The 12,274-nt window shown below is 35.7% G+C and carries 11 protein-coding genes and 1 pseudogene; 9 read left to right on the top strand and 3 right to left on the bottom strand.

Features of this window, described 5'->3' with window-relative positions; translation table 11 throughout:
• Positions 1-142 precede the first annotated feature (142 nt).
• From CKK03_RS03460 to gloA2, 7 genes are all read left to right on the top strand, one after another.
• Positions 143-454, top strand: coding sequence for a UxaA family hydrolase (locus CKK03_RS03460; protein WP_245863989.1), 312 nt, complete (start codon positions 143-145; stop codon positions 452-454).
• Complete coding sequence (locus CKK03_RS03465) at positions 441-1,616, top strand: UxaA family hydrolase (RefSeq protein ID WP_099361238.1); 1,176 nt, start codon at positions 441-443, stop codon at positions 1,614-1,616. The genes CKK03_RS03460 and CKK03_RS03465 overlap by 14 nt, the downstream gene beginning before the upstream one ends.
• Positions 1,617-1,708: 92 nt before the next feature.
• Complete coding sequence (locus CKK03_RS03470; RefSeq protein ID WP_099361239.1) at positions 1,709-2,752, top strand: C4-dicarboxylate TRAP transporter substrate-binding protein; 1,044 nt, start codon at positions 1,709-1,711, stop codon at positions 2,750-2,752.
• 135 nt (positions 2,753-2,887) lie between these two features.
• Positions 2,888-3,370: a TRAP transporter small permease gene (locus CKK03_RS03475; RefSeq protein ID WP_099361240.1), complete on the top strand. Its 483-nt coding sequence runs from the start codon at positions 2,888-2,890 to the stop codon at positions 3,368-3,370.
• A 1-nt stretch (position 3,371) separates the two neighbouring features.
• Positions 3,372-4,655 carry a TRAP transporter large permease gene (locus CKK03_RS03480; protein ID WP_099361241.1) on the top strand — a complete coding sequence of 428 codons (1,284 nt, stop codon included), beginning with the start codon at positions 3,372-3,374 and terminating at the stop codon, positions 4,653-4,655.
• Between the two features lie 58 nt (positions 4,656-4,713).
• Positions 4,714-5,730 (top strand): zinc-binding alcohol dehydrogenase family protein, encoded by a 1,017-nt coding sequence (locus CKK03_RS03485; protein WP_099361242.1) that lies wholly within the window; start codon positions 4,714-4,716, stop codon positions 5,728-5,730.
• A gap of 303 nt (positions 5,731-6,033) precedes the next feature.
• Positions 6,034-6,420, top strand: a complete 387-nt coding sequence (gloA2, locus tag CKK03_RS03490; RefSeq protein WP_099361243.1) for an SMU1112c/YaeR family gloxylase I-like metalloprotein — start codon at positions 6,034-6,036, stop codon at positions 6,418-6,420.
• A 68-nt stretch (positions 6,421-6,488) separates the two neighbouring features.
• Here gloA2 and CKK03_RS03495 read toward each other — a convergent pair whose 3' ends face one another.
• From CKK03_RS03495 to CKK03_RS03505, 3 genes are all read right to left on the bottom strand, one after another.
• Positions 6,489-6,863, bottom strand: coding sequence for a hypothetical protein (locus tag CKK03_RS03495; protein WP_099361244.1), 375 nt, complete (start codon positions 6,861-6,863; stop codon positions 6,489-6,491).
• Between the two features lie 282 nt (positions 6,864-7,145).
• Positions 7,146-8,966, bottom strand: coding sequence for a hypothetical protein (locus CKK03_RS03500; RefSeq protein ID WP_099361245.1), 1,821 nt, complete (start codon positions 8,964-8,966; stop codon positions 7,146-7,148).
• Complete coding sequence (locus tag CKK03_RS03505; protein WP_099361246.1) at positions 8,959-10,044, bottom strand: glycosyltransferase; 1,086 nt, start codon at positions 10,042-10,044, stop codon at positions 8,959-8,961. The genes CKK03_RS03500 and CKK03_RS03505 overlap by 8 nt, the downstream gene beginning before the upstream one ends.
• Positions 10,045-10,261: 217 nt before the next feature.
• Here CKK03_RS03505 and CKK03_RS03510 point away from each other — a divergent pair, with 217 nt between their 5' ends.
• Positions 10,262-11,428, top strand: a complete 1,167-nt coding sequence (locus CKK03_RS03510) for a nucleotide sugar dehydrogenase (RefSeq protein WP_099361247.1) — start codon at positions 10,262-10,264, stop codon at positions 11,426-11,428.
• Positions 11,429-11,729: 301 nt separating this feature from the next.
• Positions 11,730-12,248, top strand: a pseudogene (locus tag CKK03_RS23950) (peptidoglycan recognition protein family protein); the annotation flags it as partial.
• Between the last annotated feature and the right edge of the window lie 26 nt (positions 12,249-12,274).

Below are 12,274 nucleotides of genomic sequence, written 5' to 3' on the forward strand. Positions count from 1 at the left end.
CTACCATGGTACTAGGGGACTATACTCAAATGCTACATAATCTTAAAGAAACGGAAAATCTAAATGTTTATGCTAGTGAAACCTTGGAAGCCTTTAAAACTACGATTTATCAATAATACCTCAATAAGGAGGATGAGTCAGATTGAGTGAGAAAAAATATAGAACATTAGTCATGCAGCCAACAGATAGTGTCGCGGTTTCTTTACAAGACATTCCTCAAAACGAAGAGGTAGATGTAGATCTTTCTGGTGAATTATCAAAGAGGATTCTATTAAAAGACGAAATACTTTTTGGTCATAAATTCGCCATTAAGGCAATCCAAAAGGGAGAGACTATCTTAAAGTATGGAGAAATCATTGGCAAAGCGATTAGGGATATAGCGGAAGGTGAGCATGTACATGTTCACAATCTTGAAGGAACACGAGGAAGAGGTGACCAAGTTGGAATTAAATAATGAAGGAAAATTTTTAGGGTATCGACGTCCAGATGGTAAGGTAGGGGTGCGAAATCACGTTCTAATTCTACCTACAATTACCTGTGCAACACAAACGGCTCAAAGGATTACTGAACTAGTTCATGGAACAGTGACATTTATTCACCAACACGGTTGTGCACAAGTTGGAGTTGATTACGAACAAACATTTAGAACGTACGTAGGTTTAGGGAAAAATCCAAATGTTTATGGTGTTGTGGTATTAGGGTTAGGCTGTGAAACACATCAGGCAAGAAGTGTTGCGGCAGAAATCGCTAAGTCAGGTAAACCAGTAGTAACAGTGTCGATTCAAGACCATGGAGGTACTTTAACTACAATCGCGAAGGGTGCACAAGAAGCAGCAAAACTTGTTCAGGAAGCTTCTGCTCAACCAAGGGAATTATGTGATTTCAGTGAATTAATTATTGGTACGGAATGTGGAGGATCCGACGCATGTTCAGGATTATCAGCTAACCCTGCTGTCGGTGCCGTTAGTGATATGATTGTCGAACGAGGTGGAACTTCCATTCTAGCAGAAACCACAGAACTAATTGGGGCAGAGCACTTATTGGCAAATCGTGCGGCAAATGACCGGGTGGCGAAACGTGTATACGAGGTCATTGAAGCTATGGAAAATCGCTCCATTCTCATGGGTGTGGATATTAGAACTGGAAACCCTAGTCCTGGAAATATTGCCGGCGGATTGAGTTCATTAGAAGAAAAATCACTGGGAGCAGCAAATAAGGCTGGGAATAGTGAGCTTAAAGAATTAATAGATTACGCAGAAGAACCAACAGAAAAAGGTCTAGTGTGGATGGATACACCAGGGCATGATATTGAACAATTAACGGGAATGGTTGCTGGTGGTGCCCAAGTTGTCCTGTTTACGAGTGGAAGAGGTACACCAACAGGTTCTCCGATTGCACCAGTCATTAAGATTTCAACAAATACCGGTATGTTTGAAAGAATGAGTGACAATATGGACCTAAATGCAGGAACGATAATCGAAGGAACAGAAACGGTCCAAGAAGTTGGTAAAAGAATATTTGAAGAAATTGCATCAGTTAGTTCCGGAAAATTAACGAAAGCTGAGATATTAAAACAACATGACTTTGGCATCTGGAGAATCGGCCCAACTTTCTAATTTATAAAGTGCAATTTAGCATTTTACTTGATTCCGGAGGGATTACAAGTTTACTTGTTTAGGAATGAATAATATGAAAAAGGGGTAATCGTATGGAAAGAAGATTTAAATGGATGTCTGTTTTAGTTATTGCAATGTTGGTAGCCTTTTTAACTGCGTGCTCTTCAGACTCAAGTTCCAGTTCCGAAAAAGGTTCAGGTGATGGTAAAGGCAGCGATGAAAAAATTTCAATTAATGTTGCCTATGGAAATCAGCCTGGGGAGCCAATTGACTTATTAGCGAAAAAGTGGAAGGAACTTGCTGAGGAAAAAAGTAATGGAAAAATTGAATTAAAGCTTTACCCAAGTTCTCAGTTAGGATCTGAAAAAGACGTTGTTGAACAAGCAACTATGGGGAACAACGTAATTGTTATGGCGGGATATGATTTCCTAATGGACTATGTACCCGATGCAGGAATTATGACTGCTCCATATATTACAGATAGTGTTGATGACTTGTTATATTTAACAACAACGGACTGGTTTGATGAATTACATGAGTCTTTAAATGGAGAAGGAATTCATATTATTACAACTAATACTGTATACGGTGAGCGTCATCTTTTAACAAATGATCCGGTTAAAACACCTGAAGATTTAGACGGAATGAAAATTCGTGTTCCGAACAACCAAATGTCAATTGCAACATTTGAAGCATTAGGGGCAACAGCCACTCCAACACCACTAGGGGATTTATATACTTCCCTACAACAGGGACTTATTGATGGTGCTGAAAATCCTCTTCCAGTTCTACAAGGGGTAAAGGCACAGGAAGTCTCAAAACATCTTACTCTAACTGGCCACCAAAAGTTCATTACGACTTGGATTGCTGGACAGAGTTTCATAGATACACTACCAGAAGACGTAGTACAGATTCTCAAAGAAACTGGTGATGAGGCTGGGGAATACGGCAGAACTGTACTAGAAGAACAAACAGAGGATGTCTTAAATGAATTTAAAGAGCAGGGCGTAGAAGTACACGAGGTCGATATAGAACCGTTTAAGGAAAGAGTTCAAAGCGTATATGGGAAGTTTTCAGAATGGACTCCTGGATTATACGATAGAATTCTAGAATTATTAGAAAATAAACCTTCCTAATTTAGATCCATTCTGAGAGAAGCTATTACCTTTTCTCAGAATGGATTTATAGTCTTTTCTTCAGAAACGGAAGTCTCCTAATCTTTATTTCATATATAGCTAGGCAAAACTTGGTTAAACAGGAGGGACTTATAAATGCTTAAAAAATGGTTTAACCCAATTGATGATATTATATCCGTTATAGCAATTTCGGTCATATCGTTCTTGACGATAATTAATGTTATTTGCCGTTTTGTACTAAATAGCCCGATTTCATGGGCAGAAGAAATAACACTTGGCTGTTTTATTTGGCTCGTTTTTATAGGGATAAGTTCAGCAATGAAAAGAGATGGGCATATCGGAGTGGATTATTTCATTCAAAAGATGCCTAAAGCCATGCGTAATGTGTGCACGATTATAGGAGCAGCGGCAATTTATTTTGTACTTATATACATATTTATATATTTGGGTTTCGAACTCGCTTCTCAAGCTGGAAGTAAAGTAACTCCTGTTTTAGGCATTAGTTACACGTATATTGATCTTGCTGTTCCTATTGGAGGGTTTTTAACAGCTATTCATTTTACAATTAAGCTGATCCGTTCTTTCCAAACAAATCCAGAGAAAAAGGAGAGAGCGTGATATGGCCTTAACTCTCATGTTAATCGTACTACTCGTATTATTTTTAATTAATGTTCCTATCGCATTTGCCATGATTGTTGCTTCAGCGGTTTACTTCTTCTTCTCGGATGGTTTCTCTATGATGGTCCTTATCCAAAGAATGATTGGTGGGGTAGAGTCGGTACCACTGCTAGCAATTGTTTTCTTTATGACTGCAGGAATTCTGATGAATTACACAGGTATCACTTCAAGGATGCTTCGATTTGCTCAAGTGATTACTCGACCACTCCCTGGAGGTCTTGCTCAAGTAAACGTTATTCTTAGTACCCTGATGGGGGGCTTGAGTGGCTCTAATATTGCAGATGCAGCAATGCAATCAAAAATCCTTGTTCCTGAAATGATTAAAAAAGGTTATTCAAAGTCTTTTTCAACCGTGTTAACAGCATCAACGTCCTTAATTACTCCGATTATTCCACCGGGGATTGCACTAATTATGTATGGTTATGTAGGTAACGTTTCGATTGGTAAATTATTTTTGGCGGGTATTGTTCCTGGTATAGTACTTTGTTTATCTTTTATGATTTATGTCCATTTCTACGCTAAAAAACATAACCTAGAAACGGAAAAACAAGACAAGATCACACTTAAAGAATTTTTGGTCAGTTTTAAAGATGCCATATTAGCCCTTCTACTACCGGTTATTATCATAGGTGGAATTCGCTTTGGTATATTTAGTGCAACTGAGGCGGGAGCATTCGCGGTATTGTATGCTTTAGTCCTTGGGATGCTTGTGTATCGTGAAATGAAGATAAAACAGTTAGTGGAAGCATTACTAGAAACAGCACACACAGCTGCATCTATTTTAATTATTATTGCAGCAGGTTCCGCATTCGCCTGGGTACTAACTTTGGAACAGGTACCACAAAGAATGACTGAGTTTATGGTTGGAAATGTTTCTTCCACCATCATGTTCTTTATCGTAGTCCTTTTATTCCTTTTAATTATAGGGATGTTTGTTGAAGGAAACGTTTCGATTATTATCCTAACGCCGTTATTTATGCCTATGCTTATGCAGTATGGAATTGACCCTATCCATTTTGGAATTTTCTTCATTATTTGTATTAGTATCGGTACTTTAACACCACCTTTAGGGACAATTATGTTTGCAACTTGTTCTATTACGGGAACAAAGGTTGAGGAATTTGTTAAGCATAGCTGGCCGTTTTTACTTCTTTTGATAATTGCAGCTCTGTTGATTGCATTCATTCCAGCAATCTCTATGTTTCTACCAAATACACTATTTTAGACAAATTAAGGGCCTATATTTAGATAGGTCCTTAATTTATTCAAAGGAGATATGAAAGATGAGAACGGTTGTTTGTCAAGATCCTGGTAAAATGATAATGCTTAAAAGGAATGCACCCACATCTTTTGGAGAAAAGGATATCCTTATTCGGGTGAAAAGAATAGGGATTTGTGGTACGGATTTACACGCATACGGAGGAAACCAGCCTTTTTTTAATTACCCACGAATACTTGGTCATGAGCTTTCAGGGATAGTGGAAAGTATCGGTGAAAATGTGCAAACACTTGATATAGGTGATCAAGTCACGGTTATTCCCTACATGCATTGCGGTGAATGTATTGCATGCAAAAATGGAAAAACAAATTGTTGTAACAAAATGCAAGTGATTGGAGTACATATTGATGGGGGTATGACGGAATATCTTGTACTCCCTGAGAGCCATGTCTTAAAAGTAAATGAACTATCATTAAATGCTGCTGCGATAATCGAACCTTTAAGTATAGGAGCTCATGCTGTAAGGAGAGCCCAAATTCAAAAAGGGGAGAGTGTACTGATAATTGGAGCAGGTCCAATTGGACTTGGCGTTGCAAGATTTGCAAAACTGCAAGGGGCGAAAACAATCATGATGGATATTAGTATAGAGCGCTTAGCTTTTGCTAAGGAATGGACGGGTTGTGATCAAGTATTGGTAGCTGCTAATGATGTTGATCTTGTTAAAGAACTTATGAACATTAATGATGGTTACTTGCCTACAATTGTTATGGATGCTACTGGAAACAAGCAATCAATGATGAACGCATTCAATTATGTCTCGCACGGCGGCAAGCTTATCTATGTAGGTCTTGTGAAGGATCAAATCACTTTCAATGACCCTGATTTTCACGCGAAAGAATTAACCCTGATGGGAAGTAGAAATGCAACAATTGAGGATTTTCAATATGTAATTGATTGCATGAATCAAGGTAATGTTGATGTAGACTCCTACATCACTCGAAAAATTCCATTTGAAAATGTACCAGACTATTTCCAAGCCAAAATGTACAATACGAATAAAGTATTAGTTGAACTTGATTAAGTTCAATGTCCTACGGAGATTGATTGAGTTTCATGAACAATTCAATAATCAAAAAAAGCTATGATACAAGCATCCCTAGTTATTCCCTTCTGGGACAGATGGACAGTGAATTGTGCCCATTTTTTCGTGGGTCAAGGGGACAGGTCCACTGTCCCAGCCTCTAGTTGGAAACCACAGACATATTTATTAATATTACACTTTATTTTCAAGAAAAAGTTGCGGTAGAGGTGAGGAGAAGTTTTCAAGCACCTCTCTTTTTATTATACTTTTACTGTACTTTTCAACTGAGAAAGGATGGACACTATGAAAATCAATCGTATTCATCATATAGCCATTATCTGTTCTGACTACAAGGGGTCAAAAGACTTTTATGTAAATAAGCTTGGTTTTACCATATTGAATGAAACGTTTCGTGCAGATCGTGGTTCATACAAACTTGATTTAGTCGTTGGGGATACCTATCAAATTGAGTTGTTCTCTTTTCCGGACCCTCCAAAAAGACTAAGTCATCCGGAGGCAACAGGCCTTCGACATTTAGCCTTTGAAGTTGATGATATTGAAGATGTGGTGAAAGAGTTAACGGCAAAAAAGGTCATAGTAGAAGATATTCGAATTGATGAAGTAACGGGTAAAAAATTCACCTTCTTTAAAGACCCAGACGACTTACCATTAGAACTCTACGAAAAATAGTGGGTCAGAGGGACAGGTCCTTGTCCCAGAAAAAAAGGTGGGACAAGGGACCTGTCCCCGAAATCCACTTAAAAATTTGGATATTGGTTAAATATGTAGAGGTTGCCTCCTTGAGTACCGTTTATGTCCTTAGTTTCATATACTTTTAGTATTCCAAAGCGAATACACTTCCAAATCATACGCTTAAATGTCGATCGGGAAATGGTGTGTTCGCCCAAACCCATGTCTGGGCAACATACGATTGATCTCATGGCTTCATGGCAAACACCTGGGAATTTCGAAGATAAATGAATTAATTGATTTAATCCATACATTTCTCCTTGTGTGAACTGATGTTGACTATCGATCAGCCAAATCTCCATATTAATCTTAAACTCCTCGAGATCGTAAAACTGCGAATACCCTTTTATATCATTGTTACTCATTATTTTTATTTTCATCATTATATGAACCCCCTTTTACCATTGTTATAGCTAGCAACATAGGGAAAGGGGGCGAAGGATATACTAGTTATCCTAATAGGTTTGTTTGTATAGTTTGTAGACGCTTGAGTTATCTAAAGGAAGTCGATGGGAAAACAAAGGTCATTAATAAGGAAAATTCAATAGGTCTTCTAAATCTAATTGAGAAACCATCCCTCTTTAAAAGCCTATATATTCCTACGCTTAACTGCATAAAAAAAGTCCCCATCTCAATGTAGGGACTTACTTTGCTGATTTCTTGTTCTACAAAGGTGTAACCGAAAGCTTGTTTTCTATATTTTTTATTTCATAGACCCCTTTAGGATCAGCAACATCCAAAAGCGGGGAAAAACATTTTGTGAAGTTCTCGTCTTTATCAAGAATGACTAAAAAGTTTGATTCTTTTAGTACAGAAAGAAGATTTTCTTTTTCTTGATTATTTGTACACCCCTTGATAATTGAATAGTTATGCGAAAGTTGCTCATACATGAGCACGAAGTAAAGGTATCCACTATCATTCTTACTTTGAGGGCTATAGTACAAAACTTTTGGTTCTGTTACACCTGTACTGGCGATTTTATCATACTCATTCTTGACTTGTAATCGAATGGAGTTGTTTACATCGGGTTTTATAATCATTGAATGTAAATTTTCTTTAAATGGATATAGATATATAAACGAAAGAACGAATGTTAATCCTATTTTTAATACTTTTGATTTGCCATTAGCATGTTCCAATGTAATAGCTGTCATTATTAACCCGATACAAAAAATAATAATGGTAGATTGGTATCTCGAAAAACCAGCTAAATAACTTGCTTCACCTTCAGGCATTAAAAATAAGTACATTAGGTATAAGGAGAAAATATATAGGATATAACATAAATCAGAAAAAATGATAGAGTACAATAGTAATTTAGAAATCCGCCTCGTTCGGATATAGATACCTAAAATCAATAGTAGGGCTACTATGTTAAGCAGAAAAATACTAAAAAAGTTTATCGAATTCAAATCAGCTGATGCTTGAAGTAACTTAGGACCTAAATTTGATATCAGTTCATCTGATTTCTCTACATTTGTCAGTTTGTCGGTACTTAAGGCAAATTTATTACTTTCGTAAGTTTGGGCAGGATATGCTTTATCTATATACTGTAGCCAAAGAAAGTTAACAAATAATGGAACCAATAATATAAGTAGCATAGCCATTAGAATGTTTTTATTAGGTGCTCTTTGCTTTTTCTCTTTCCTTTTGATATTTGAAATTATTAACCAAATAATAATAGCAATATTAAAAACGAAGAATATTTTCCCGCTATCCTTAATTAAGATTAAAACGCTAAGTAAAGGCAAATTTACTAATACACATTTAACCCAGTTATCCCTGTAATAATATGCAATAATACAAATTGCTAATGCCACAACACCCAACAGTGTATCTACAAGAAGATTATATATTTGTGCACTAATTACAAGCATTAGTGCCATGCTTATCACGACACTTAAGACAATTGAAAAGATGTCTTTCCATTTATAAAAAACAAATAGAACTGCTAAATTAGCTGCGAGTAAATATCCCTGTGCCATAAGGGCATGACTCTCACTGGGGCCTAATATTTTCCCTATAAAGTAAATAAAAACTGCACTTCCTGGGGGATAATTTCTAAATTGGATGATTGTTCGAGAATCAGGCAAACTATTGATTTCAAACATTTCTTTAACAATTAAACCCCAATGGCTAAAATTGTCATAATCAAGTAAATACATCCCTTTCAACAAGAGAGTAATAACAAATGAAATAAAAATAAAAAATACTATCGAGGGTAAAAAGAGATCTTTTATCATGAATTCTTTTCTTATATATAAATAGACATAATAGCCAAAAAGAAATATACCAGAAATTAAAATACCATATACCATATGTGGCATAAAATTTAATAGGCCAGCGCTAAAGACTAAACAAATGATTGAAGAAAATAGAAATATGGGTATAATAGAGACATTTATTTTCCATTTGTGATGAATATACATTCCCCATCCTATTAAGGACAAGGAAAGTAGGATAAAGCCTAAAATAGAGTCATTCACTTGAAATCACCTGACTAGCTTTACTTTGTTTGCTTTTGAAAACCCATTCCCTTTGTATGTAAAAGCTAACTAAAAAAAGAAGTGTGTCAACAACTATCTTGATAAAAATTTCACCTTGTCCAATTAATAGATATATTAAATAGACAAAAAAAGCGGATGCAAGCATTTGACATATACTTAATGTATAATATTTAACGATGGTGTAATTAGAATCTGTCTTAAATACAACATTCCTATTGACTGTATAGTTAAACAAAGAAGAAAGAATCCGGGCTGATATAGTTGCACTGATGATATAGTATGTAGGAAAGCTTTCTTTAAACAGAAATAGAAAAAAGGAAAATAATAATATATCTAGACCAAATGAAAATAAAGAAGAAAATAAATACTTTAAGAATACAGAATAAATCTTAATAGAATCTATAATGGGATTAAAGTGGGAGGATTTATTCTCTTCAATGTATATAGTCTCAATTTTAACTTCGTCAACTTGTATACCTCTTTCCTTACATTCTAAAAGCATATTCATTTCAAATTCAAATCTTTCTCCTTTTACATTCATCAAATCCCTTATAAAGCTAGTGGGTATTCCTCTTAATCCTGTTTGTGTATCTGAAATTTTTATACCACTAGCAAATCTGAAAATATGCCGTGTTAGGATATTGCCAAAGCGGCTTCTAAAAGGGATACTTTCAAGTGAAAAGTCTCTACTGCCCAAAATCAGATTGTTTTTATAGGCATTCATTTTCTTTGCAATCTTAATCATATCTGTAACCGAATGCTGACCGTCTGAGTCAATTGTAATGACTCCAAATAAGTTTGGGGAAGTATTTAAAAAGTAATTAAAGGCCGTTTTTAGTGCCCTCCCTTTCCCAAGATTTACAGCATGATTAAGGAGAGTGCAGTGTTCCGATCTTGAAAGTTCATCAAAAATTTCCTTACATTCTTCCTTACTTCCATCATTAACGATAATAATGCTTTTGAAATTTGCATTTATTATCTTACCTATTAGTTCTGTTAGCTTTCTATCAGGGTTATAGGCTGGAATGACGATAGCAACATTATCAAAGTATTCCATGATAACCTCCAAAATTAATAAATTCCATAATTTATAGAATTTCCTAGAAATGCGTTTTTATTCAATAAGTATTGTGGTCAAGGGACGCGAACTGGGCGAAAGCCAGTTAACTTGTCCCTTAGAATTGTTTGAGGTATAATACACATGTTATTAATTGAAGAATAATGGTATTTTTTGGAAATGTTAGGCTTATGTTTATACATGAGGAGAGAATAAAATGAAAATAACAATAGCAGGAACTGGCTATGTTGGTTTATCAAACGCCGTTCTTTTAGCACAACACAACGAAGTAATTGCCCTTGATATCATTCAAGAAAAAGTAGACATGATTAACAATAAAAAATCACCGATTGTTGACAAGGAGATCGAAGAATATTTAGCCACTAAGGAATTAAATTTAACGGCAACGACAGATAATTTTAAGGCATATAAAGATGCTGAATATGTGATCATTTCTACTCCAACCAATTACGATCCAGAAAAGAACTATTTTAATACTCGAACAGTTGAAGCTGTTATCGCGAATGTTTTATCCATTAATCCTGAGGCGATTATGGTTATTAAATCAACAGTGCCTGTAGGCTACACGAAAAAAATTAAAGAAAAATTCGAAACAGACAATGTCATCTTCTCACCAGAGTTCTTAAGAGAAGGAAAAGCATTGTACGATAACCTACACCCGTCACGCATAATTGTGGGTGAACAATCAGAACGAGCAAAAGTTTTTGCTGATTTATTAGTACAAGGTGCTATAAAGGATGATATATCTGTCCTCTTTACGAATTCAACGGAAGCAGAAGCGATTAAATTGTTTGCAAATACGTACCTTGCAATGCGAGTTGCCTTTTTCAATGAACTTGATTCTTACGCAGAAGTGCGAGGATTAGATTCAAAACAAATTATTGACGGTGTTGGACTTGACCCACGTATAGGAAGACACTACAACAATCCTTCGTTTGGTTATGGAGGCTACTGTCTACCGAAAGATACGAAACAGCTTTTAGCTAATTATGCGGATGTACCGAACAATATCATGACTGCCATTGTTGATGCGAATCGAACAAGGAAAGACCATGTTGCCGAAATGATTCTTAAGAGGAATCCAAAGGTAGTAGGGATATATCGACTTACAATGAAAATGGATTCGGATAACTTTAGACAATCTGCTATTCAGGGTGTTATGAAGCGCATTAAAGCTCAAGGGGTTGAAGTAGTTGTATATGAACCAGCACTTCAAGAGGAAACCTTCTTTAATTCCCAAGTTATTAAAGACTTTGAGGAATTCAAAGAAATGAGTGACATCATTGTAGCAAATCGACTTACTGATGATCTACGAGATGTAGTGGATAAGGTCTATACAAGGGATTTGTTCAGTAGAGATTAACTTCTAATCATCACTGGATTGCTTGTGTTAAATAACGAAGTATATAGCAAATATAAAGGCCCACTTTACTTAAATTGTAAAGTGGGCTATTTATTTTGTCAGGATATATAGCCCAATTATTATATCTCCCTTAAATTTATGCCCCCTTTTTTATTATTACAATCTATAACATTGGTGAATGGATATAAAGTATTCAATGGACGGTACCAATAGGCCTATTGCTAAACTATGAAAATTTATACATAAGTACTATACCGCCAAAAAGTTTTTTGCATATTTTATAACAAAGGAGTAGATAAAAATGGGCATAAAAGACAAATACCAGATTGAAAGGAAATATATTTCCTTTGGTGATTCTCGGTCAGGTCAAAAACTAAATAAAGTTTTATTTGTTGTCGCACATGAAACAGCAAATAATACAGCGGATGCTGATGACCATTACCGTTATTTTAACCGACATCCATCGAGTTCTTCCGCCCATACGTTCATAGATGATAATAAAATTTTAGAGATCATTCCACTTGATGAAAAAGCCTGGCATGTGAATTACAATAAACCTGCTGATAATAGAATGTTTGGGGATGACGCAAATGATGCAGCAATCGGTGTCGAGTTGTGCAGGACTGGAAACTTTAAACAGGCCTATGACAGATATGTTTGGTACCACGCATATCTTTGCCAAAAATTTAATTTAATTCCTGAAAAACATATCGTATCGCATAGTGTACTTGATCCACAAAGAAGGACGGATCCTGAAAGTTGGTTAAGGCCAAATGGTGTGACCTGGGAACAATTTATTAAAGATGTTCGTAATTATTACGATAAATGGGAAGATGAAGTTAGAGT

Origin of the sequence: Fredinandcohnia onubensis (assembly GCF_002734215.1) — a bacterium.
Taxonomy (GTDB): Bacteria; Bacillota; Bacilli; order Bacillales; family Bacillaceae_L; genus Ferdinandcohnia; species Ferdinandcohnia onubensis.

Bases quoted from the DNA above. Each gene is read 5' to 3' on its own strand.
- CKK03_RS03470 (WP_099361239.1), top strand. From the start codon at position 1,709: ATGGAAAGAAGATTTAAATGGATGTCTGTTTTAGTTATTGCAATGTTG.
- CKK03_RS03475 (WP_099361240.1), top strand. From the start codon at position 2,888: ATGCTTAAAAAATGGTTTAACCCAATTGATGATATTATATCCGTTATA.
- CKK03_RS03480 (WP_099361241.1), top strand. From the start codon at position 3,372: ATGGCCTTAACTCTCATGTTAATCGTACTACTCGTATTATTTTTAATT.
- CKK03_RS03485 (WP_099361242.1), top strand. From the start codon at position 4,714: ATGAGAACGGTTGTTTGTCAAGATCCTGGTAAAATGATAATGCTTAAA.
- gloA2 (WP_099361243.1), top strand. From the start codon at position 6,034: ATGAAAATCAATCGTATTCATCATATAGCCATTATCTGTTCTGACTAC.
- CKK03_RS03495 (WP_099361244.1), bottom strand. From the start codon at position 6,863: ATGATGAAAATAAAAATAATGAGTAACAATGATATAAAAGGGTATTCG.
- CKK03_RS03505 (WP_099361246.1), bottom strand. From the start codon at position 10,044: ATGGAATACTTTGATAATGTTGCTATCGTCATTCCAGCCTATAACCCT.
- CKK03_RS03510 (WP_099361247.1), top strand. From the start codon at position 10,262: ATGAAAATAACAATAGCAGGAACTGGCTATGTTGGTTTATCAAACGCC.